Source organism: Bacillus silvicola (assembly GCF_050524305.1).
GTDB lineage: Bacteria > Bacillota > Bacilli > Bacillales > Bacillaceae_G > Bacillus_A > Bacillus_A cereus_AT.
In genome coordinates this window covers 1,495,752-1,519,892 of sequence record NZ_JBNGVC010000012.1, presented here as the reverse complement: position 1 = coordinate 1,519,892, position 24,141 = coordinate 1,495,752, and the positions used below count along the sequence as shown (strand labels likewise).

Here is a 24,141-nt window from a genome sequence, read left to right as displayed (position 1 = left end):
TCAACACTTCGTGAAGAAGCACTTCACATGCATAAAGTGCATCAAGGAAAATTAGAAACTGTATCAAAAGTAAAAGTAGAAAATGCAAAAGATTTAAGTCTTGCATATTCTCCAGGGGTTGCAGAGCCTTGTAAAGAAATTTATGACGATAAAAGTAAGGTATATGAATATACAATGAAGGGAAATATGGTAGCAGTTGTGACGGATGGAACAGCTGTACTTGGTCTTGGTAACATTGGACCTGAAGCATCTCTTCCAGTAATGGAAGGTAAAGCTGTATTATTCAAGAGCTTTGCTGGTGTAGATGCATTTCCGATTGCCTTAAATACAAACGATGTAGATAAAATTGTTGAAACTGTAAAATTAATGGAGCCAACTTTTGGCGGTGTAAACTTAGAAGATATTGCAGCACCAAACTGCTTCGTTATTGAAGAACGTTTGAAAAAAGAAACAAATATTCCTATCTTCCATGATGATCAACACGGAACAGCTATCGTAACAGTAGCGGGCCTTGTGAACGCGCTGAAATTAGTTGGAAAGAAAATGTCTGACATTAAAGTTGTCGCAAATGGCGCAGGTGCAGCGGGTATTGCAATCATTAAACTTTTATATCGCTATGGTGTACGTGACGTTATTATGTGTGACCGTAAAGGGGCAATCTATGAAGGTCGCCCTACAGGTATGAATCCGGTGAAAGATGAAGTTGCAAAATATACAAATAAGAATCGTATTGAAGGTTCTTTAGCTGACGTTTTACAAGGTGCGGACGTATTCATTGGTGTATCTGCAGCGGGTGCATTAACTGAAGAGATGGTTCGTACAATGAATGACGATGCAATTATTTTTGCAATGGCGAATCCGGTTCCAGAAATTATGCCAGAATTGGCAAAAGCAGCGGGCGCAGCTGTTGTTGGAACAGGTCGTTCTGACTTCCCGAACCAAGTAAATAATGTACTAGCGTTCCCTGGTATTTTCCGCGGTGCACTTGATGTACATGCGACACAAATTAATGAAGAAATGAAGATGGCAGCTGTACAAGCTATTGCAGAGCTTGTATCAGAAGATGAGTTGAATGCGGACCATATCATTCCGGCGCCATTTGACGCGCGTGTAGCGCCTCAAGTAGCGGCTTACGTTGCGAAAGCGGCAATGGAGACAGGAGTAGCTCGCCGTCAAGTAGATCCAAATGAAGTCGCTGAGAAAACAAAACAATTAGCGCTGATTGGTAAAGAATAAGCGAGGAATTTCCATTGACATCATCAAATACAAAAGTATATCTCGAAATTGTAAAAAAAATCCGTTCCATAATGGAAGAGGATGGTTTAGTAGCGGGGGATCGTTTGCCGTCTGAGCGTGAGTTAAGTTCACGCTTAAACGTTGGCCGTTCCTCTGTAAGAGAAGCATTGCGTGCTTTAGAACTTGTAGGGTTAATTGAAACAAGACGTGGTGAGGGGACGTTTATTCGAAACTTTTACGATAACGGTCTTGTACAATTAATTGCTCCGTTCTTGCTGCAAGATGAGAAAACAATTCGTGATTTATTACAAACAAAAAGATTGCTTGAGAAAGATATGATTCGACTTGTATGTAATTTACCGAAAGAAACGTTTTCTAAAGTGCTAAGTAAATTACACCAAGTGCTTGAAGAAAATGAAGGCTCAATTCCAATGCTTCATCAAACGTTCTTTAAAACACTTATTGAACAATTCGATAATTATTTACTTTATCGCATTTGGATGATCGTAAATGATTATGTTGCAACTCTTTCTTGTGAAATTTCAGGAGATTCTATCGAAATGTATAGAAAGCTTTATGCTGTCTTGAAAGAGAAGCAAGAAAATGATGCGTTAAAAATTTACGATGAATTAGTAGAGAATATACAGTTTCACTCGTAATGTATAAAATTTGTCGAAATGACCATGACACGTTATGACAAACATTCTACCGCATAGCGGTTAAAGTTAAACGTAAAGAGAGAGGTTATTAGACAGATTGAGAAGATAAGGCTAACATCAAACTTTGGTGTTAGCCCCATTTTCTTCTTACGCTAACCTTAGCTCTCAACGAAGGGGGTCAAATTGTGCTAAGAGATTTATTCGTGAAAAAGAAAAAGTACGCTGCAATACCTTCAGAACAAGTACGGAAAGATGTACCAGATGGCGTTATGACAAAATGTCCGAAATGTAAAAAAATCATGTATACGAAAGAGTTACTTAAAAATTTAAAAGTATGCGTGAATTGTGGATATCATCATCCGATGAATGCATGGGAACGCCTTGATAGTATATTGGACGAAGGCTCATTTCGTGAGTATGACAAAGAGATGGTTTCATTAAATCCACTTGAGTTTCCAGGGTATGAAGAGAAACTAGAAAACGATCGTAAGAAGACTGAGTTGAATGAAGCGGTTGTAACTGGTGAAGGAACAATTGATGACATGCTTGTTGTTATTGCAGTAATGGATTCTCGTTTTCGAATGGGGAGCATGGGCTCTGTTGTAGGAGAAAAAATTGCCCGTGCGGTTGAAAAGGCATACGACTTACAAGTTCCATTTATTATCTTTACTGCTTCGGGTGGTGCCCGTATGCAAGAGGGGATATTAAGTTTAATGCAAATGGCAAAAACAAGCGTAGCTTTGAAAAAGCATAGTAATGCAGGAGGACTATTTATTTCTGTTATGACTCACCCGACGACGGGCGGGGTTTCAGCGAGTTTCGCTTCACTTGGTGATTATAATCTTGCAGAGCCAGGTGCACTTATCGGATTTGCTGGTAGACGTGTAATTGAACAAACGGTGCGTGAGAAGCTACCAGAGGATTTCCAAACGGCAGAATTTTTACTAGAACATGGTCAATTAGATGCGGTTGTGCATCGTGATGATATGAGAGAATCGCTCCGTAAGATTTTAGAAGTTCATCAAGGAGGGGAAATGGCTGTATGGCAGAGCTAGAATTTGAGAAACCAGTTGTTGAGCTAAGAAATAAGATTCGTGAACTGAAAGACTATACGAAAAACAGCCAGATGGACTTCAGTGAGGAGATTCGTATTTTGGAAGATAAGCTAGAAAATTTAGAGGAAGATATATACGGCAATATGAAAGTATGGGACCGTGTTCAAATTGCTCGTCATGCAGAACGACCGACAACGCTCGATTATATTGAGCACTTATTTACTGATTTTTTTGAATGTCATGGAGATCGCCTATTTGGTGATGATGCAGCGATTGTCGGCGGCATTGCGAAATATAAGGGGATGCCTGTAACTGTAATTGGGCATCAACGCGGAAAAGATACGAAAGAAAATATTCGTCGTAATTTTGGGATGCCTCATCCAGAAGGATATCGAAAAGCACTGCGTCTCATGAAACAAGCGGAAAAGTTTAATCGTCCTATTATTTGTTTCATCGATACGAAGGGAGCTTATCCTGGTAAAGCAGCTGAAGAACGTGGACAAAGTGAAGCTATTGCCCGCAATCTATTTGAGATGGCAGGTTTAACGGTACCAGTTATTTGTATCGTTATTGGCGAAGGTGGTAGCGGTGGTGCGCTAGGTCTTGGAGTAGGAGATTACATTCATATGCTAGAAAATTCCACTTATTCTGTTATTACACCAGAGGGTGCAGCGGCAATTCTTTGGAAAGATGCAGGAAAAGCGAAGGAAGCTGCAGAAGCAATGAAAATTACGGCAGCAGATTTGAAAGAATTAGGTGTAATTGATGAAATTATTCCAGAGGCAAAAGGTGGAGCTCACCGTAATCTTTTGAAACAGTCAGAAAATATAGACTTAATGATTAGAAAAACTTTTGAACAATTAAACGGAATTTCGAAAGATGAATTAATCGAAAAACGTTATGAAAAATATATGAAAATTGGGCAAGTTTCGTTTTCAAACGCTTCCATTGGGATAAAATAAGAAAAGCGTGCGTTCCTCTTCGCGAATGCACGTTTTTATTATGAAAAGACACATCTTCTCCATTGTGTTTTTATATTTTTTCGTGTTATTTTATTATAAGGCAAATAATCTTTATGAGGTGAGTACAAATGAAACGTATTGGTGTATTAACAAGTGGTGGAGATTCACCTGGTATGAATGCTGCCATTCGTGCAGTTGTTCGTAAAGCGATTTTCCATGATATTGAAGTATATGGTATTTACCATGGATACGCTGGTTTAATTTCTGGTCACATTGAAAAATTAGAACTTGGTTCTGTTGGCGATATTATCCACCGCGGTGGTACGAAATTATATACAGCAAGATGTCCTGAGTTTAAAGACCCAGAAGTACGACTAAAAGGTATCGAGCAATTAAAGAAACACGGTATCGAAGGACTTGTTGTTATTGGTGGAGATGGCTCTTACCAAGGTGCTAAAAAATTAACTGAACAAGGATTCCCATGTGTTGGTGTACCAGGTACAATCGACAATGATATTCCTGGAACAGACTTCACAATTGGTTTCGATACAGCTTTAAATACTGTTATTGATGCAATTGATAAAATCCGTGACACAGCTACATCTCATGAACGTACATATGTTATCGAAGTAATGGGACGTCACGCTGGAGATATCGCATTATGGGCTGGTTTAGCTGATGGTGCAGAAACGATCTTAATTCCAGAAGAGAAGTATGACATGGATGATGTTATCGCTCGTCTGAAACGCGGTAGTGAACGTGGTAAAAAGCACAGTATTATTGTTGTAGCTGAAGGTGTTGGAAGTGCAATTGACATCGGTAAACACATTGAAGAAGCAACAAACTTTGACACTCGTGTAACGGTATTAGGTCACGTACAACGTGGTGGATCACCAAGTGCACAAGACCGTGTATTAGCAAGTCGCCTTGGCGCGCGCGCAGTTGAATTGCTAATTGATGGCAGAGGTGGACGCTGTGTAGGTATCCAAAACAATAAACTTGTTGATCATGACATTATCGAAGCGTTAGCTCAAAAGCATACAATCGATAAAGATATGTATCAATTATCTAAAGAATTATCCATCTAATCGGCTTAATGCCTTGTATTTGGGAACGGTTTCATAATTTTCGGAGGTGCAATATGCGTAAAACTAAAATTGTATGTACTATAGGTCCTGCTAGTGAAAGTATTGAGAAATTAGAGCAATTAATCGAAGCAGGTATGAACGTTGCTCGTTTAAACTTCTCTCATGGTAGCCATGAAGAGCACGGCGCTCGTATTAAAAACATTCGTGAAGCTTCAAAGAAAACTGGTAAAACAGTTGGTATCTTACTTGATACAAAAGGTCCAGAAATCCGTACTCACGACTTCGTAGACGGACAAGCTGAGCTTGTAACAGGTGCAGAAGTAGTTCTTTCTACTGAGCAAGTATTAGGTACTGCAGAGAAATTCTCTGTATCTTATGCAGGTCTTTATGACGATGTAGACCCAGGTTCTCGCATTCTAATCGATGACGGTCTTATCGAACTAGAAGTAATCGAAAAAGCTGACGGAAACATCCGTACAAAAGTATTAAACAGCGGAACTGTAAAAAATAAAAAAGGTGTTAACGTACCAAACGTAAGCATTAAGCTTCCTGGTATCACTGAAAAAGACGTAAAAGATATCGTTTTCGGTATCGAACAAAAAGTTGATTTCATCGCAGCATCTTTCGTGCGTAAAGCATCTGACGTATTAGAAATTCGTGAATTATTAGAAGGACATGACGCTCAATACATCCAAATCGTACCAAAAATCGAAAACCAAGAAGGTATCGACAATATCGATTCAATCTTAGAAGTTTCTGACGGTTTAATGGTTGCTCGTGGTGATATGGGTGTAGAAATTCCACCAGAAGAAGTACCGTTAGTGCAAAAACGTCTAATCAAAAAATGTAACGTATTAGGCAAACCAGTTATTACTGCAACGCAAATGTTAGATTCTATGCAACGTAACCCACGTCCAACTCGTGCGGAAGCAAGTGACGTAGCTAACGCAATCTTCGATGGTACAGATGCAATTATGCTTTCAGGTGAAACTGCTGCGGGTCAATACCCAGTAGAAGCTGTAACAATGATGGCTAACATTGCAGTGCGTGTTGAAAAATCATTACAATATGAAGATATGTTCAAAAAACGTATTAAAGAGTTCACTCCAACAATTACAGATGCAATTAGTCAATCTGTTGCGCACACAGCACTTGCTCTTGATGTAGCTGCAATCGTAGCTCCAACAGAAAGTGGATATACTGCGAAAATGATCTCTAAATACCGTCCGAAATCTCCAATCGTAGCTGTAACAACTGATGAGCAAGTAGGACGTCGTCTTGCACTTGTTTGGGGTGTGCAAGCGTTTATGGCTGGAAAACGTGCAGCGTCTACTGACGAAATGTTAGATACTGCGATTCAAACAGGTATGGATGCAGGTCTAATCGGACTTGGAGACACTGTAGTAATCACTGCTGGTGTACCAGTTGCTGAAACTGGTACAACAAACTTAATGAAGATCCACGTTGTTGGTGAAGAAGTTGCTAAAGGGCAAGGAATTGGTCGTAAAGCTGCAAAAGGTAAAGTAGTTATAGCAAAAACAGCTGCTGAAGCTGTAGCGAACGTAAACAAAGGTGATATCCTTGTTACAACAAGCACTGATAAAGATATGATTCCTGCAATTGAAAAAGCTGCTGCTTTAGTTGTTGAAGAAGGCGGTTTAACAAGCCATGCGGCTGTTGTAGGTGTATCTATCGGTATTCCTGTTATCGTTGGTGTAAACGGCGTAACAACAACTTTAAAAAATGGCCAAGAAGTAACAGTTGATGCAGCACGCGGAATTGTTTATAATGGACATGCGGAAGTGCTATAAGAAGTAATACGGAGAGAAGGAGCGGAGTCCTTCTCTTTTTTTTACACAAAAAAGGATAGATAGAGATAGCTTTAAACACCTGAAATCACTTCAGGGAACGTTTGTTATAACGTTTGTTGGAAGAGGGTTACTTATCTTTTTCGAGGCTTATACGGTCGTCGTAAGGGGCTTATAAGGGACTTGGTAAGTTGAAAGGAAGATACTTAAACCTTTGAAATGAAATATGAAGGAGTGCGAGTTATGAAGTGGTTACTATTCTTGCTTATTTTAATACCGGCGATCGAAATTACGGTCTTAATTGGATCGAGTCATGTAATAGGTTTATGGTCTACGTTTGCTATGATTGTATTTACAGGTATTGTAGGCGTGTATTTGGCGAAACGACAAGGGTTTAAAATAGTTAGAGAGATTCAATTTAGGTTAAATAGAGGAGAGATGCCGGGTAATGCCGTCCTAGATGGTATTTTTGTCTTTATAGGAGGTATTCTTTTGGTGCTTCCTGGATATGTGACGGATATAATAGGTTTTATCTTTGTTATCCCTGTAACGAGGGCTTTATTGAAGCCGATTGTTATGAAGTGGATTGATTGGAAATTGAGAAAGAAGGCTACTATTATTGTTCAGAAATAACACTTAGATTATAGCGATCTAAGTGTTATTTTTTTATTATATTTTCTATTTATACTTCTGGTAGTTAATGCTAGGTAGAATACAGGGGGTTACGGATTGGAAGTTTTACGTCAGGGTAATATTTTTTGTGTTGTTAGTGTTCGATTAGTGTGAAAAAGTTAGATGAGAGAAAAAACTACTGATTAAAGGAGCATTTCGCCCTAATTTGTATATTTATTCATTTACATAAAAAGTAATAAATGTAAGTAATAATTATGAAAAAAATAGAATAAAAATGTAAAAATACCATGAAATATGCATTTTTCATGAAAAAAACAAGAGAATTATCCTTTTTTAGGAAATCCTCTCGTTTGAAATGTAGTTAGTATAAAAATGAGTACAGTGAATAATCAGTGGGAAATTCCCACTGATTACAGTTAAGTTTTTTGTTGTATGTGAATTAGAAAATATCATTTTGATGGTGAGCCTTTAATGAATTTCCATAAGTCATGGAAAACGTGGGCTTTGTGTAATGTGTTAAGTAGTACTAATGTGACTGGACCGATGATTAATCCTAAAAAACCAAAGAGCTTAAAGCCGACAAATAAAGCGATGAGTGTCGCTAATGGATCAAGTCCAATATTAGATGAAAGTACTTTCGGCTCCATGATTTGTCTTTGGACAATCACGACGATGTATAAGATGAGAAGACCGATGGCGAATGCGGTGTCGCCTGTGAAAAATACGTATATAACCCAAGGAACGAAGACGGCTCCAGTTCCTAAGTATGGGAGCAAATCTACAACTCCTGTAATAATCGCGATAGTAATTGCGTATGGCACGCGTAATATTAAAAGGCCGATTAGTACAATGACAGTTGTCATAGATACGAGTGTAAGTTGCGCTTTAACAAAACCAAACAAAGCTTTTCTTAAATCGACAAAAATAGTTTTTCCGTATCCGTGTACACGATTAGGTAAAAGTTTTCTTACTTTATGAGCAAGATGGTGCCAATCGTAACTAATGAAGAAAGTTGCTAATAAAATGAATACAAGAACAGTTAAAGTTGTTGGTAATGCGCTAATGAAATTTGTTAATCCGCTTATAATAGCGGTTAAAAGTTCTTTCATTTGTGTGGTTGCTTCAGTGCCTAAGTTTTGAATGTTTTGTGTAATAGTATATCGTTGTGGTTCTCCGAGATGATTAAATTTAGAGATTAAATCATCGTAGAGAGGCATAATATGATTAAGTGCAAATTGTTGAGCGAATGCAACGATATCTGGGAACTTAACTGTAACAATTTGAAGTAAGTATGTTGTGGCGGATATTGCTTCAGTTACAAGGTATGTAACAAGTCCGACGATAGCCCCGAATACGAGAATTAAGCTAACGAGTACTGCTAATGCACGAGGGAATTGTAGTTTTTGATTAAGGAAATTGACGACAGGATTAATCAAATAAGCGAATGCAAAAGCGATAATAAAAGGATAGATAAGTCCTGACATGTATAGTAATACATAGAACCCAGCTACCGTTGCTACAATGACAAATATGAGTCGCAATATCATATATAGTAAGTTTCGGTTCAAAGATGTATACCTCCCATTCCAATTTGTATTAGCCTAATTCGTTCAACTTATAACGAGTAGCATTCACTGATTAAAGTTTCACTTTTATGTTATAGTGGAATGATGGATTTTCCCTGCTTTTTCAGTACATGAACGACTGTAAAAGCTTGTTGATGATGCTTCTACTATATGGTAAAAACTTCATTTTCTCTTCTTTTTATTTTACCTGTTTCTTGTTAGAAAAGAAAGGAGAGACAATCGTTTTCAAAAATGTATACATGCTTTGATTTTTTTGGTTACAGTTTCATTCTGTAAGTTAAAAATGCATGCAAAAATGAAATTGTTGCCTTATTCTCATTGGCAAATAGACATCGATATGACATGTATAACGATAGGTTTAAAGGTATTTTTATTTGGAAACAAGTTCATTATTTTCAGAAAGGAAGTGCAATCATGATTAGTCAGTCAACGTTATTTTTATTCATACTACTTATTATAGGATTAATTGCTAAAAATCAATCGCTTACTGTAGCTATTGGAGTTTTATTTTTATTGAAGTTTACGTTTTTAGGCGATAAAGTCTTTCCTTATTTACAAACGAAAGGAATTAACCTTGGTGTGACGGTTATTACAATTGCGGTGCTCGTCCCAATTGCGACGGGGGAAATAGGGTTTAAACAACTCGGAGAAGCGGCGAAATCATATTATGCATGGATTGCTTTAGCCTCAGGAGTGGCGGTTGCTTTATTGGCGAAAGGTGGGGTGCAATTATTAACGACGGATCCTCATATTACAACTGCACTTGTTTTTGGGACAATTATAGCTGTAGCTTTATTTAATGGGGTCGCTGTAGGTCCATTAATTGGGGCTGGAATTGCCTATGCAGTTATGAGTATTATACAAATGTTTAAATAAGAAATTTTATAGTAATATAAAATTTTTGAATTCTTTCTGTTCACAAAAGTCAGATAATTGTTTATAATAGGATTAGAAACTTTGAAAAGTTACATAACAGCAGAGACTATACACCAGATAAAATAAAAACAACATAAAACAATTTTATAATGATATTGTTTTATGTTGTTTTTATCATAAAACTCTTCGGAATTCATTTTCCTCACTAACTTGTTGTTCTGAGCGTGAGGATTCGGGGAGACATTCACGCTCATGCTTTCCATGTAGCAATGGACAATAAGAGGGGAACATCGCAACAAATTTGCATGAACGTGCATTTTGCTTGCCTAAAGAGTGAACGAGCGTTCATAATTTATAAGGGGAGCAAATAGATATAAGGAGCAAGGTTGGGAGAATTTTCAGGAAAAGGAGAGAATGTCATGACTGTTATTCGAGGTTTAGAAGGGGTAGTAGCAACAACATCATCTGTGAGCTCTATTATTGATGATACATTAACTTATGTTGGGTATAATATTGATGATTTAGCGGAGAATGCTACATTTGAAGAAGTAGTGTACTTATTATGGCACCGCAAGCTTCCTAACGAACAAGAACTAGCGGAATTTAGTGAAACTGTATCTGAATACTATAAAGTACCAGGTGAAATTTTAACATATTTGAAACAAGTAGATTTAAAAATCGCGCATCCGATGTCTGTTTTACGAACTGCGATTTCCATGCTATCATTATACGATGAGAGCGCTGAAATAATGGACGGAAAGTCCAATTATTTGAAAGCGGTTAAATTACAGGCTCAAGTAGGAACTCTAATTGCTGCTTATGCAAGAATCCGTAAAGGTTTAGATATTGTTGAGCCGAGAAAAGATTTATCATTAGCTGCAAACTTCTTGTACATGTTAAATGATCGTGAGCCAAATGAAGTTGAAATTGAAGCTTTTGATAAGGCGCTTGTACTTCATGCAGATCATGAGTTAAACGCTTCTACATTTACTGCACGTGTTTGCGTAGCTACACTTTCAGATGTGTATTCTGGTATTACAGCAGCAATCGGTGCATTAAAAGGTCCTCTTCACGGTGGGGCAAATGAAAATGTAATGAAGATGTTAACTGAAATTGGCGAAGAAGAAAATGTAGAAGCATATATTCATAATGCTCTTCAAAATAAAGTGAAAATTATGGGATTTGGTCATCGCGTATATGAGCATGGTGATCCACGCGCGAAACACTTACGCGAAATGTCTAAGAGATTATGCGTGCTTTTAGGCGAAGACAAATGGTATAATATGTCTATCAAAATTGAAGACATTGTAACAAAAGAAAAAGGTCTTCCACCAAATGTTGATTTCTATTCAGCTTCTGTATACCACTGTTTAGGAATTGACCATGACTTATTTACACCTATTTTTGCAATTAGCCGTATGTCAGGCTGGTTAGCTCATATTCTAGAACAATATGAAAATAACCGTTTAATCCGTCCACGTGCTGATTATAATGGACCAACACATCAAGTGTATGTTCCAATTGCACAACGATAAGCGAAAAACACTATTTTGATAGTGAAAATACGCTTTCAAAAGTCTGATTTTTCCGGGAAGATGTAATGATTAGAATATTTAAATTTGACTAACGGTTTGAACTGAGGGGTTATTCCCTCAGTTTCATACATATGAAATTTCAAACATGGGGGTTATCACATTGACGACAGGTGAAAAAATTACTGTAACTAATGGTGTTATGAATGTACCAAACAATCCGATTATTCCATTTATCGAAGGAGATGGAATTGGTCCTGATATTTGGGCTGCAGCATCTCGCGTACTAGAAGCAGCAGTTGAAAAAGCTTATGATGGTGAGAAGAAAATCGTTTGGAAAGAAGTGCTTGCAGGGGAAAAAGCATTCAACCAAACAGGCGAGTGGTTACCAGAAGAGACTTTAAATTTAATCCGTGAATATTTAATCGCAATTAAAGGTCCACTTACAACTCCAGTTGGCGGTGGTATTCGTTCTCTAAACGTAGCGCTTCGTCAAGAATTAGATTTATATGTATGTCTACGTCCAGTTCGTTACTTTGAAGGTGTTCCTTCACCTGTAAAACGTCCGGAAGATACTGATATGGTTATTTTCCGTGAAAATACAGAAGACATTTATGCTGGAATTGAATATGCACAAGGTTCTCCAGAAGCAGAGAAAGTTCTTGCTTTCTTAAAAGAAGCAATGGGTGTTAATAAAATCCGCTTCCCAGAAACATCTGGCATTGGTATTAAACCAATCTCAGAAGAAGGGACAAAGCGTCTTGTTCGTGCTGCAATTCAATATGCAATTAACGAAAAACGCTCTTCTGTTACATTAGTTCATAAAGGAAACATTATGAAATTTACAGAAGGTGCTTTCAAGAACTGGGGTTACGAAGTAGCTGAACAAGAATTCGGCGACAAAGTATTTACTTGGGCTGAATATGATCGTATCGTTGAAAAAGATGGAAAAGATGCAGCGAATAAAGCGATGGCAGACGCAGAAGTGGCTGGAAAGATCATCGTAAAAGATTCTATTGCAGATATCTTCTTACAACAAATTTTAACTCGTCCACGTGAGTTTGATGTTGTTGCAACAATGAACTTAAACGGAGACTACATCTCTGATGCACTTGCTGCACAAGTAGGTGGAATTGGTATTGCACCTGGTGCAAATATTAACTATGTGACTGGACATGCTATCTTTGAAGCTACACATGGTACAGCTCCAAAATATGCAGGTTTAGATAAAGTAAACCCATCTTCAGTTCTTCTTTCAGGTGTACTATTATTAGAGCACTTAGGATGGAACGAAGCTGCGAATTTAGTAACTGATTCAGTTGAGAAAACAATTGCTTCAAAAGTAGTAACATATGATTTCGCACGTTTAATGGAAGGTGCAACAGAAGTGAAATGTTCTGAGTTCGCTAATGAACTTATTAAAAACATGGATGTAGCGATAATCAAAAACGCATAATTAAAGCGGGGGGGTAAATTATGACAATCAAACGCAAGAAAGTTTCAGTCATCGGTGCAGGATTTACAGGAGCAACAACAGCATTCTTATTAGCACAAAAAGAACTTGCAGATGTTGTATTAGTGGACATTCCACAGCTGGAAAATCCAACAAAAGGGAAAGCGTTAGATATGTTAGAAGCGAGCCCAGTACAAGGTTTTGATGCTAACATTATTGGTACATCTGATTACGTAGATACTGCTGATTCTGACGTTGTCGTTATTACAGCTGGTATTGCGCGTAAGCCTGGTATGAGCCGTGATGACTTAGTAGCAACAAACTCTAAAATTATGAAAAGTATTACGCGCGACATTGCAAAACATTCACCAAATGCGATTATTGTTGTATTAACAAATCCGGTTGATGCAATGACATATTCTGTATTTAAAGAAGCAGGATTCCCGAAAGAGCGTGTTATCGGTCAATCGGGCGTATTAGATACAGCTCGTTTCCGTACATTCATTTCACAAGAATTAAATCTTTCTGTGAAAGACATTACAGGATTTGTTCTTGGTGGACACGGTGACGATATGGTACCTCTTGTACGTTATTCCTATGCAGGTGGCATTCCGTTAGAAACATTAATTCCGAAAGAGCGTTTAGAGGAAATTGTAGAACGTACACGTAAAGGTGGCGGCGAAATTGTAGGCTTATTAGGAAACGGTAGTGCATATTACGCACCAGCTGCGTCTTTAGTTGAAATGACAGAAGCAATCTTAAAAGATCAACGCCGTGTATTACCAGCTATTGCTTACCTTGAAGGTGAATATGGTTATAGTGACCTTTACTTAGGGGTACCAGTAATTCTAGGTGGTAACGGAATTGAAAAAATTATTGAATTAGAACTTCTTGAAGATGAAAAAGAAGCGTTAGATCGCTCTGTAGAATCTGTACGTAACGTTATGAAAGTTCTTGTTTAATAATTAAATATAAGCGGAAAAAGATTCGGGGTCCCGAATCTTTTTCTACTATTTATTGAAATGTTTTTTTGGAATAATATGAAAACGCTATCATTCGGTGTATCCTATAATGGAACTATAGACTTATACTATATATTGCCCTCATCATAGTAAATTTCGGATAAGGTATCGCTTTTAGTAGGATAATAAGGTGAAAAAATCGGAGGGGGATGTAACATGTTAAAGAAAAAAGTTCAAATTGGTCGTAGAATGGATGAAATTACAGTAGGAGAGAAATTATCTATCACTGAAAAAATTGAGGATAAAGATTTGTTATTGTACTTAGGGTTAACGAATGATGCCAATCCATTATATATTCAGCATGATTACGCATCCCAAACTCCGTATGAAAAGCCGATTGTACCAAGCATTATGCTAACAGGGCTGATTACAACGGCGGTTACGAAATATTTACCAGGTCCAGGTAGTCATATTACTAGGAAGGACCTTACGTTCGTGAAACATGTTCACCATTATGAAACGTTACAAATCCACTTTGAAGTTGTGGCTGTTTCAGAGGAGGAACATACAATTGATATGCTCGTATCAGCTTATGATGAACAAGGAGAGCATGTTGTAAAAGGTTCATTAACAGTAACGCCACCTTTTAAATCTGTTTCTATTATGGAAAAAGCATTAGATAATTTTTAAAAAATGAAAGTTAGAATGATATAAAAGTAGCGCTGGTCATATTCTTATTAAGGATATGCTAGCGCTACTTTTTGTTTAGAGGGGTGATGTAACTGTGAAATGGGAAAGGGAAGACATTATTTTTGAAACGATAAGAGAAGCTGAAGTGTGGGCCGATTCAATCGCGAATGAAATGTACGGGAGAGTATTTGGCGGGTATGAAACACCGGATTATAAAATAGCGTATGCTCTTGCGTTTTTTTTAGCACAAAATCAAGGCTTCACAGTTTGTACAGGGGTGATTTGTGAAGAAGATAGGATGATTTACAGGGTATGGATAGCAAATGAATAGCGAAAGTGTAATTATTTCGATTTTCTAGAGTAACTCTACTGTAATCTAACTCCACAAATAGACAATTATATTGAGGGGGACCTTGTTTTCTAGTATGATGAGAATAACGGGGAAAATACTAGGATGAAGAAGGTTTCAAGTCTATAACTTGGAGGAAAAGAATGAACAATCGTATTTTAGTAGTTGATGATGAGGAGTTTATCTTAACTTTAATTGAATTTAATTTACAACAAGCTGGGTTTGAAGTTATAACAGCGATGGATGGAGAAATGGCGCTTCAAAAAGCGACAACAGAACGCCCAGATTTAATTATATTAGATTTAATGCTTCCGAAAATGGATGGTATGGAAGTTTGTAAAGAATTACGATTGCAGCGTGTTATGACGCCGATTTTAATGTTAACAGCAAAAGATGATGAATTTGATAAGGTGCTAGGTCTTGAACTTGGGGCAGATGATTATATGACGAAGCCATTTAGTCCAAGGGAAGTTGTTGCGCGTGTGAAGGCGATTTTGCGCCGTACGAAATTACAACATGAAGAACAAGCTGCAGAAGCGCCGGATGAAGATAGTATCACAATTGTAGACCTTAAAATTTTACCGGAGTTTTATGAGGCTTATTTCCAAGGAAGAAAGCTTGAATTAACCCCAAAAGAATTTGAACTACTTGTTTATCTTGCGAAAAATAAAAGTCGCGTGTTGACGCGTGATCAATTATTAAGTGCTGTATGGAATTATGACTTTGCTGGTGATACACGAATTGTTGATGTTCATATTAGCCACTTACGCGATAAAATTGAACAAAATACGAAAAAACCGACGTACATTAAAACGATACGTGGTTTAGGATATAAATTAGAGGAGCCAAAAGGGGATGAATAAATTTCGTTCCAGGCTTCTTTTTACATTTGTTTCTCTTATTGTATTTATTTTAGTCGGACTCGGTTTATTACTAGAAACTGTGTTTGAAAACTATTATATAGATCATTCGAAAGAGAGAATGGTACGAGAGACAGAGTATGTTGCAGTATTAGCAGAAGAACAAGGTTTTGATGATGTTTTAAAAAAGCCATATGTATTTGAAAAGTTAGAAGAAAAAATACCAGCTTCTATTGTATTTGTGGATGAAAAAAAGAGAGTTCAATATAGCAAAGGGCAACAATCTGTATTTAGTCAAGAGACGATTAAAGAGCTTTCTTCGGAAGCAGCAAAACAACGAAGTAAAGTGATTACGCAAGAAACAGATCAAAAGAATGAATTTTATCATGCGGTGTTCGTTCAAGATCTAGCAGGAAAACAAGGATACATTTTGGTAAAAAGTACAATTGAGCCATTGAAAGACGTACATCAAAAAACGTGGGGATTATTAATTATCGGATTTGTTATCGCTTGTCTCGTAGTCGTATTTTTAGGTATGAAAATTACGGGGCAATATATTAGGCCGATTGAATCGGTTACGAAAGTTGCCATTGAATTAGCAAAGGGAAATTATAAAGCACGCGCTTATGAAAGTCATTCGGATGAAACAGGGATGCTGAGTAAAGCGATTAATATTTTAGCTCGTAATTTACAAGAGATGACACTTGAGCAGGAAATGCAACAGGATCGTCTGCATACGTTAATTGAAAATATGGGAAGTGGAATGATTTTAATTGATAGCCGCGGTTATATAAACCTTGTAAATCGTTCTTATAAGGAAACTTTCCACGTAACAGATGAAGAATATTTAGATCGTTTATATTATGAATCGTTTCATCATACAGAAATTATTGAGCTTGTGGAAGAAATCTTTATGACAGAAGTGAAAGTGCGTAAACAAATGTTATTGCCGCTTGGAATTGAGCGAAAGCATTTTGAAGTATATGGAGCGCCGATTATCGGGACGAACCATGAATGGAAAGGTATTGTTCTTGTATTCCATGACATAACAGAGTTAAAGAAATTAGAACAAATGAGAAAAGACTTTTTAGCGAATGTTTCTCATGAACTAAAGACACCAATTACTTCTATTAAAGGTTTTTCAGAAACGCTCTTGGATGGGGCTATGGATAATAAAAAATTCTGTGAACATTTCTTACATATTATTTTAAAAGAAAGTGAACGCATGCAAGGATTAATTGAAGATTTATTAGACTTGTCAAAGATCGAGCAACAAGGGTTTAAACTAAATATGGGGACCGTTGATATGAAGGGACTTCTTGAAGATATTCATATGGTGCTTGATAATAAAGCAGGAGAAAAAGAAATCTCTTTACAAGTGAATGCATTAAAACGTGTCTCTGTCATTGGTGATCCAGGCCGCTTGAAACAAATCTTTATTAATTTAATTAATAACGCGATTGTATATACACCGGCTGGAGGCGTTGTTTCTGTTGAATTGGCAGAAGATAAATATAATGCTTATATAAAAGTATCTGATACTGGAATTGGTATTAGCAAAGAGGAAATCCCACGTATTTTTGAACGCTTTTACCGAGTGGATAAAGCAAGAAGTAGAAATACGGGTGGAACGGGTCTTGGTTTATCAATTGTGAAACATTTAGTTGAAGCGCATCAAGGTACGATTACGGTGGATAGTGAGGTTGGGGAAGGAACAACATTTACGGTTGTTTTGCCAAAATCAGCTACTGAAAAATAGGATGAAGGATATTTACAATATATTAACAATGGCTTAATTAAATATTAATAAAGCTCTGTTAATATAATAGATGAAAACCCCTTCATCCAAGGAGTAATTTTGGACGAGAATAGTTATGCTGTTCTCGTCACTTCCCTTTTATGTTAGTAAACGTTTGTATATATGATAGAAAATAGCCGTTATTTTTCTTCTCTCTATTAGTCATGTTAATATAGAGAGAGGACAGGAACGGTTTTTTTTCTGTGGAAAAAATCGTTTCAAATATGTATGGGGAGGTTTGTAGTTTGGAAAAAAAAGTCGTATTAGTAGATGGTAATAATATCGCGTATCGTGCTTTCTTTGCACTACCGCTTTTAAATAACGACAAAGGTATACATACGAACGCAATTTATGGTTTTACAATGATGTTAATGAGGATACTAGAGGAAGAAAAACCGACGCATATGCTTGTGGCGTTTGATGCGGGGAAAACAACATTCCGTCATAAAACGTATAGTGATTACAAGGGAGGACGTCAAAAGACTCCACCTGAGTTATCAGAGCAATTCCCATTTATTCGCGAAGTACTTGATGCATTTAATGTTCCGCGCTATGAATTAGAAAACTATGAAGCGGATGACATTATGGGAACCCTAGCGAAGGAAGCGAGTGAGCAAGGGGCTTATGTAAAAGTTATTTCAGGAGATAAAGACTTACTTCAACTTGTTTCTGATAATACACTTGTATGTATTCCGCGCAAAGGGATTACAGAAGTAGATGAATATACGAAAGAAGCTTTATTTGAGAAATATAGCTTATCACCAAAGCAAATTATCGATATGAAAGGTTTGATGGGAGACCAATCAGATAACATTCCAGGTGTACCAGGTGTTGGTGAGAAGACAGCCATTAAATTATTAACGCAATTTGAAACGGTTGAAGCAGTATATGAAAACTTAGATCAAGTGAGCGGAAAGAAATTAAAAGAAAAGTTAGAAGCAAATAAAGAACAAGCACTTATGAGTAAAGAACTTGCGACGATTATTACAGACGCACCAATTACTGTGCATGTAGATGATATGGCATATAAAGGGTATGAACCAAGTGATGTTATTCCAATGTTTGAGAATTTAGGATTTACATCTCTTTTAAATAAGCTAGGTGTTACGCCTGAAGAAACAGCTCCAGCTGAATTAGATGATATTACATTTGATATTGTGGAAGAAGTTACAGAAGAAATGCTTCAGCAAGATAGTGCGCTTATTGTAGAAGTGCAAGAAGATAACTATCATAAAGCGGATATTCAAGGTTTTGGTATTCAAAATGAAAGTGGTTGTTACTTTATTTCGGCAGACATTGCTCTTAAATCAGATGCTTTCAAAGCATGGCTTGCAAATGGAGAAATGAGAAAGCATACATTTGATGCGAAGCGAGCTATCGTTGCACTCAAATGGAACGGTGTAGATATTCAAGGAATTGACTTTGATTTATTAATCGCTGCTTATTTACTTGATCCAGCTGATACGGATAAAGATTTCCGTACTGTAGCGAAAATGAAAGAAACGCATGCCGTGAAATCGGATGAAGAAGTTTACGGAAAAGGTGCGAAGCGTGCAGTTCCAGAGTTAGATGTAGTAGCGGAGCATGTAGCTCGTAAAGTGCATGTATTATATGATGTAAAGCAAACGTTCTTAGAAGAATTAAAAAAGAACGAGCAATATGAATTGTTTACAGAGTTAGAATTACCACTTGCGCGTGTATTAGCTGATATGGAAGTAAAAGGTGTAAAAGTTGATACGGAGCGTCTTCGTAATATGGGAGAAGAACTTGCAGGTAGATTAAAGGAAATGGAACAGGAAATTTATAAGCTTGCGGGAACGGAATTTAATATTAATTCACCGAAGCAACTTGGGGTTATTCTGTTTGAGAACTTAAACTTACCAGTTATTAAAAAGACGAAAACAGGTTATTCTACGTCGGCGGATGTATTAGATAAACTTATGGATCATCATGAAATTATTCCAAATATTTTACATTATCGTCAATTAGGAAAGCTAAATTCAACTTACATTGAAGGTTTATTGAAAGTTGTACATGAAGATTCATCTAAAATCCATACTCGTTTCAATCAAGTGTTAACGCAAACAGGTCGATTAAGTTCAACAGATCCGAACTTACAAAATATCCCGATTCGATTAGAAGAAGGAAGAAAAATTCGTCAGGCATTCGTTCCATCAGAAGAAGGATGGATCATGTACGCGGCTGATTATTCACAAATTGAACTTCGTGTGCTTGCTCATATTGCAAATGATCCAGGGTTAGTTGAAGCATTCCAACATGACATGGATATTCATACGAAAACAGCTATGGATGTATTCGGTGTTGGGAAAGATGAAGTAACATCTAACATGAGGCGACAAGCAAAAGCTGTTAACTTCGGAATTGTGTATGGCATTAGTGATTATGGTCTTTCGCAAAACTTAGGAATTACAAGAAAAGCAGCAGCGGAATTTATTGAAAAGTATTTAGAAAGTTTCCCTGGTGTACAAGAATACATGGATGAAATCGTAAAAGATGCGAAACAAAAAGGGTATGTGGTTACATTATTAAATCGTCGCCGTTATATTCCGGAAATTACGAGTCGTAATTTCAATTTACGTAGCTTTGCTGAGCGTACAGCTATGAATACACCAATTCAAGGTAGTGCGGCTGATATTATTAAAAAAGCGATGATTATTATGGCAGATCGTTTAGAAGAAGAAGGATTACAAGCACGTCTTCTTCTGCAAGTACACGATGAATTGATATTTGAGGCACCAAAAGAAGAAATTGAAAAATTAGAGAAGCTTGTACCTGAAGTAATGGAGCATGCAATTGAACTAGCCGTTCCATTGAAAGTTGATTATTCTTACGGTCCAACTTGGTACGATGCAAAATAAGGACGTGATGAAATGCCGGAATTACCAGAGGTTGAAAACGTTAGACGGACGCTTGAAAATCTTGTAACAGGAAAAACGATTGAAGATGTCGTTATTACTTATCCCAAAATAGTAAAACGACCGGATGATGCAGAAATCTTTAAAGAAATGCTAAGAGGCGAGACAATTGAAAATATAAAGCGAAGAGGAAAGTTTTTGCTTTTATATGTAACGAATTATGTCATTGTTTCACATTTGCGTATGGAAGGTAAGTTTTTACTTCATCAAGAGGGTGAGCCAATTGATAAACATACGCACGTCCGTTTCTTATTTACAGATGGAACTGAATTACATTATAAAGATGTGAGAAAGTTTGGTACGATGCATCTCTTTAAGAAAGGTGAAGAGTTGAATCAAATGCCTCTTGCTGACTTAGGCCCGGAGCCATTTGATGCTGAATTGACACCGCAGTATTTACAAGAAAGATTGCAAAAAACAAATCGTAAAATAAAAGTTGTATTATTAGACCAGCGTCTTTTAGTAGGGCTTGGAAATATATATGTAGATGAAGTTTTATTCCGTTCTCAAATTCATCCGGAACGAGAAGCGTCATCTTTAACAGTAGAAGAAATTGAACGGATTTATGAGGCGACTGTTACAACGCTAGGCGAAGCAGTGAAGCGTGGCGGAAGTACAATTCGAACGTATATCAACTCACAAGGGCAAATTGGTTCGTTCCAAGAACTTCTAAATGTATACGGAAAAAAAGGGGAACCTTGTGTGACTTGCGGTACGATATTAGAAAAAACAGTTGTTGGCGGAAGAGGAACGCATTACTGCCCGATTTGTCAGCCGAGAATATAGAAAAGAGATAACATCGGATAGGCATTTGTCATATACATACAGCAGAGCTATGTATAAGGGAGGAGCTTACCGATGTACCTTTATTTATCTCTTATTTTATTAGCTTTTACATTAAGCTTAGATAGCTGTAGTGTAGGGCTAACATACGGATTAAGGAGTGTAAGAATTCCACTAAGATCAATTATAATTATCGGGATCTGTTCAGCAGCTGTCATGCTCGTATCCATGGGAATTGGACATATGATCGCGAAAATATTTTCACCAGTTATCGCAACGCGTATCGGTGGGCTTGTTCTTATTGGAATCGGGATTTGGGTATTATATCAATTTTTTCGGAGTGATAAAAAAGAAGAACTGAAGCAAGAGGAGAAGGTTTGGAAATTAGAAATTGCTTCTCTAGGGCTAGTGATTCAAATTTTGAGGAAACCGACTGTTGCGGATTTTGATAAATCAGGAACTATATCTGCAGGTGAAGCGCTACTTCTCGGTATTGCTCTTTCTATCGATTCGTTTGGTGCTGGAATTGGTGCATCCTTATTAGGTTATGCACCTGCTATGATGGCGATATTAGTCGCGGTTATGAGTTCTTTATTTTTATTTATTGGAATGAAGCTTGGCACGGTTTTGTCGAATATGAAGTGGTTACAAAAATTTACATTCCTGCCTGGGGTATTACTCATTATTATTGGAATTTGGAAAATGTAAGTATGGGCGTGGAACATTAGTTTCGCGCCTTTTATATTGTGAGGAGGATTATTATGACAGTGGTAATTGGATTAACGGGAGGTATTGCAAGCGGAAAAAGTACGGTATCAGAAATGTTTCGTGAACTAAATATACCAGTTATTGATGCTGATATTATTGCACGAGAAGTTGTAGAACGAGGAAAGCCAGCATATAACAAAATTGTAGAGGTGTTTGGAACGGAAGTGTTACAAGAAGATGGGGAGCTTGATCGACCTAAATTAGGAAGTGTCGTTTTTTATAATGAAGAAAAACGATTGCAGTTAAACAAAATTGTGCATCCTGCGGTACGTGAAGAAATGAATGCGAAAAAGGAGATGTACATAAAAGAAGGTATGCAAGCGGTTGTGTTAGATATCCCTCTTTTGTTTGAAAGTAACTTAACAAATCTCGTTGATCGTGTTTTAGTTGTAGCAGTTATGCCGAGTACGCAATTAGAACGTTTAATGAAACGGAATAATTTTTCAGAAGAAGAAGCAACGGCGCGTATTCAATCTCAAATGCCATTGGAAGAAAAAGTAAAGCGTGCAGATGAAGTGATAAATAATGATGGCACAATTATGGGAACGAAAACACAATTACAGGTAATTTTAAAGAAGTGGAACATTATTAACTAAAAAATTGTGAAATTAATGAAAATGCTTAGTGACATATCCCCTTTTTGTGTTATACTATTATTGGGATTGGAGATAAATAGTATAACGCATTCAAGGGGGATAACATATTATGACTCGTGTGGCAATTAATGGATTTGGACGTATTGGGAGAATGGTATTTCGTCAAGCAATAAAAGAAAGCGCATTCGAAATTGTAGCAATCAATGCAAGCTATCCATCAGAAACGTTAGCACATTTAATTAAATATGATACAGTTCATGGTAAGTTTGACGGAACAGTAGAAGCATTTGAAGATCACTTATTAGTTGATGGGAAAATGATTCGCCTTTTAAACAACCGCGATCCAAAGGAATTGCCTTGGACAGATTTAGGTGTTGAAGTTGTAATTGAAGCAACTGGTAAATTTAACTCGAAAGAAAAAGCAATTCTTCACGTTGAAGCTGGAGCGAAAAAAGTTATTTTAACAGCGCCTGGTAAAAATGAAGATGTAACAATTGTAGTTGGTGTGAACGAAGACCAATTAGATATTACAAAACATACTGTTATTTCAAATGCATCTTGTACAACAAACTGTTTAGCACCTGTTGTAAAGGTGTTAGATGAGCAGTTCGGAATTGAAAACGGTTTAATGACGACTGTTCATGCTTATACAAATGACCAAAAAAATATTGATAACCCACATAAAGATTTAAGAAGAGCACGTGCTTGCGGACAGTCTATCATTCCGACAACGACGGGTGCTGCGAAAGCGCTATCAAAAGTTCTTCCGCACTTAAACGGCAAACTTCATGGTATGGCACTTCGTGTACCAACACCAAACGTGTCTCTTGTTGACCTAGTAGTGGACGTGAAACGTGATGTAACAGTTGAAGATATTAATGAAGCGTTCAAAACTGTTGCAAACGGTGCATTAAAAGGAATTGTAGAATTCAGCGAAGAGCCTTTAGTGTCTATCGATTTTAATACAAATACACACTCAGCTATTATTGATGGTTTGTCTACAATGGTAATGGGTGATCGTAAAGTGAAAGTACTTGCTTGGTATGATAACGAGTGGGGCTACTCTCGTCGTGTTGTAGATCTTGTAACGTTAGTTGTTGATGAATTAGCGAAACAAAAAAATGTGCAACATATTTAAGTGGACGAGAGAGAGAGGGCAAGTGAAAATTTGCTCTCTTTTTTATTTTTTTCTGAAAAGGAAAAAAATTATATAAGTATATTTTCAAATAGTGGACATACCACGAAACGTTGGGATTACTGTATTCGTGAATCATTAATTTTTTTTAGGGAAAAGTAAAGAGGAAAATATGACAGAAAATCGAAAAAACTGTTGTTGCAAAATGAAAATAAACAAAGTATACTAACACTCGTAAACTTAAGAGCTGAGGTACGTAGTCACTACTTAAAGGGTTAGGACCTCTCTGGACTAACTTTCCCCCGTGGTAGTGGAGCAAGCCAAATTGCAAATTAGTTTTCAATTCGAACAGTTAGAATAAATTTACAAGGGGGAA

21 protein-coding genes are annotated in these 24,141 nt (G+C 37.0%); 20 read left to right on the top strand and 1 reads right to left on the bottom strand.

Annotated features, from left to right (window positions below; genetic code table 11):
• Positions 1-27: 27 nt before the first annotated feature.
• From ystJ to ACP6L7_RS19805, 7 genes are all read left to right on the top strand, one after another.
• Positions 28-1,236 carry an NADP-dependent malic enzyme gene (gene ystJ, locus ACP6L7_RS19835; RefSeq protein WP_165444500.1) on the top strand — a complete coding sequence of 403 codons (1,209 nt, stop codon included), beginning with the start codon at positions 28-30 and terminating at the stop codon, positions 1,234-1,236.
• Between the two features lie 14 nt (positions 1,237-1,250).
• Entirely contained in the window at positions 1,251-1,895 is a 645-nt protein-coding gene (locus tag ACP6L7_RS19830) for a FadR/GntR family transcriptional regulator (RefSeq protein WP_097832102.1), read from the top strand.
• A gap of 185 nt (positions 1,896-2,080) precedes the next feature.
• Positions 2,081-2,950 (top strand): acetyl-CoA carboxylase, carboxyltransferase subunit beta, encoded by an 870-nt coding sequence (gene accD / locus ACP6L7_RS19825; RefSeq protein WP_000942863.1) that lies wholly within the window; start codon positions 2,081-2,083, stop codon positions 2,948-2,950.
• Entirely contained in the window at positions 2,938-3,912 is a 975-nt protein-coding gene (gene accA / locus ACP6L7_RS19820) for an acetyl-CoA carboxylase carboxyl transferase subunit alpha (RefSeq protein ID WP_000818790.1), read from the top strand. The genes accD and accA overlap by 13 nt, the downstream gene beginning before the upstream one ends.
• Positions 3,913-4,040: 128 nt before the next feature.
• On the top strand, positions 4,041-5,000 hold the full coding sequence (gene pfkA, locus ACP6L7_RS19815) for a 6-phosphofructokinase (RefSeq protein ID WP_097832101.1): 960 nt from the start codon (positions 4,041-4,043) through the stop codon (positions 4,998-5,000).
• 53 nt (positions 5,001-5,053) lie between these two features.
• On the top strand, positions 5,054-6,811 hold the full coding sequence (pyk, locus tag ACP6L7_RS19810; protein ID WP_097832100.1) for a pyruvate kinase: 1,758 nt from the start codon (positions 5,054-5,056) through the stop codon (positions 6,809-6,811).
• Between the two features lie 240 nt (positions 6,812-7,051).
• Positions 7,052-7,441: an FxsA family protein gene (locus tag ACP6L7_RS19805; RefSeq protein WP_097832099.1), complete on the top strand. Its 390-nt coding sequence runs from the start codon at positions 7,052-7,054 to the stop codon at positions 7,439-7,441.
• Between the two features lie 449 nt (positions 7,442-7,890).
• Here ACP6L7_RS19805 and ytvI read toward each other — a convergent pair whose 3' ends face one another.
• Entirely contained in the window at positions 7,891-9,009 is a 1,119-nt protein-coding gene (gene ytvI / locus ACP6L7_RS19800) for a sporulation integral membrane protein YtvI (protein WP_097832098.1), read from the bottom strand.
• A gap of 432 nt (positions 9,010-9,441) precedes the next feature.
• Here ytvI and ACP6L7_RS19795 point away from each other — a divergent pair, with 432 nt between their 5' ends.
• From ACP6L7_RS19795 to ACP6L7_RS19735, 13 genes are all read left to right on the top strand, one after another.
• On the top strand, positions 9,442-9,903 hold the full coding sequence (locus tag ACP6L7_RS19795) for a DUF441 domain-containing protein (RefSeq protein WP_000625507.1): 462 nt from the start codon (positions 9,442-9,444) through the stop codon (positions 9,901-9,903).
• Positions 9,904-10,289: 386 nt separating this feature from the next.
• Positions 10,290-11,438, top strand: coding sequence for a citrate synthase (citZ, locus tag ACP6L7_RS19790; protein ID WP_141533472.1), 1,149 nt, complete (start codon positions 10,290-10,292; stop codon positions 11,436-11,438).
• A gap of 160 nt (positions 11,439-11,598) precedes the next feature.
• Positions 11,599-12,891 (top strand): NADP-dependent isocitrate dehydrogenase, encoded by a 1,293-nt coding sequence (gene icd, locus ACP6L7_RS19785; RefSeq protein WP_000206900.1) that lies wholly within the window; start codon positions 11,599-11,601, stop codon positions 12,889-12,891.
• Between the two features lie 20 nt (positions 12,892-12,911).
• The gene (mdh, locus tag ACP6L7_RS19780) at positions 12,912-13,850 is read left to right on the top strand and encodes a malate dehydrogenase (protein WP_097832096.1); all 939 of its coding nucleotides are present in this window, start codon (positions 12,912-12,914) and stop codon (positions 13,848-13,850) included.
• Positions 13,851-14,066: 216 nt separating this feature from the next.
• Positions 14,067-14,540, top strand: a complete 474-nt coding sequence (locus tag ACP6L7_RS19775; RefSeq protein ID WP_000914188.1) for a MaoC family dehydratase — start codon at positions 14,067-14,069, stop codon at positions 14,538-14,540.
• Positions 14,541-14,634: 94 nt separating this feature from the next.
• Complete coding sequence (locus ACP6L7_RS19770; RefSeq protein WP_097832095.1) at positions 14,635-14,871, top strand: hypothetical protein; 237 nt, start codon at positions 14,635-14,637, stop codon at positions 14,869-14,871.
• A 161-nt stretch (positions 14,872-15,032) separates the two neighbouring features.
• Positions 15,033-15,752, top strand: a complete 720-nt coding sequence (phoP, locus tag ACP6L7_RS19765) for a two-component system response regulator PhoP (protein WP_097832094.1) — start codon at positions 15,033-15,035, stop codon at positions 15,750-15,752.
• Positions 15,745-17,508 carry a sensory box histidine kinase PhoR gene (gene phoR / locus ACP6L7_RS19760; protein ID WP_097832093.1) on the top strand — a complete coding sequence of 588 codons (1,764 nt, stop codon included), beginning with the start codon at positions 15,745-15,747 and terminating at the stop codon, positions 17,506-17,508. Before phoP ends, phoR begins: the two co-directional genes overlap by 8 nt.
• A 284-nt stretch (positions 17,509-17,792) precedes the next feature.
• Positions 17,793-20,426: a DNA polymerase I gene (polA, locus tag ACP6L7_RS19755; RefSeq protein WP_141533473.1), complete on the top strand. Its 2,634-nt coding sequence runs from the start codon at positions 17,793-17,795 to the stop codon at positions 20,424-20,426.
• A gap of 12 nt (positions 20,427-20,438) precedes the next feature.
• The gene (mutM, locus tag ACP6L7_RS19750) at positions 20,439-21,269 is read left to right on the top strand and encodes a DNA-formamidopyrimidine glycosylase (protein ID WP_097832091.1); all 831 of its coding nucleotides are present in this window, start codon (positions 20,439-20,441) and stop codon (positions 21,267-21,269) included.
• Between the two features lie 72 nt (positions 21,270-21,341).
• Positions 21,342-21,974, top strand: coding sequence for a sporulation membrane protein YtaF (ytaF, locus tag ACP6L7_RS19745; RefSeq protein WP_097832090.1), 633 nt, complete (start codon positions 21,342-21,344; stop codon positions 21,972-21,974).
• A 53-nt stretch (positions 21,975-22,027) separates the two neighbouring features.
• Positions 22,028-22,630 (top strand): dephospho-CoA kinase, encoded by a 603-nt coding sequence (coaE, locus tag ACP6L7_RS19740; protein WP_097832089.1) that lies wholly within the window; start codon positions 22,028-22,030, stop codon positions 22,628-22,630.
• A gap of 109 nt (positions 22,631-22,739) precedes the next feature.
• On the top strand, positions 22,740-23,768 hold the full coding sequence (locus ACP6L7_RS19735) for a glyceraldehyde-3-phosphate dehydrogenase (protein ID WP_097832088.1): 1,029 nt from the start codon (positions 22,740-22,742) through the stop codon (positions 23,766-23,768).
• Positions 23,769-24,141: the final 373 nt, after the last annotated feature.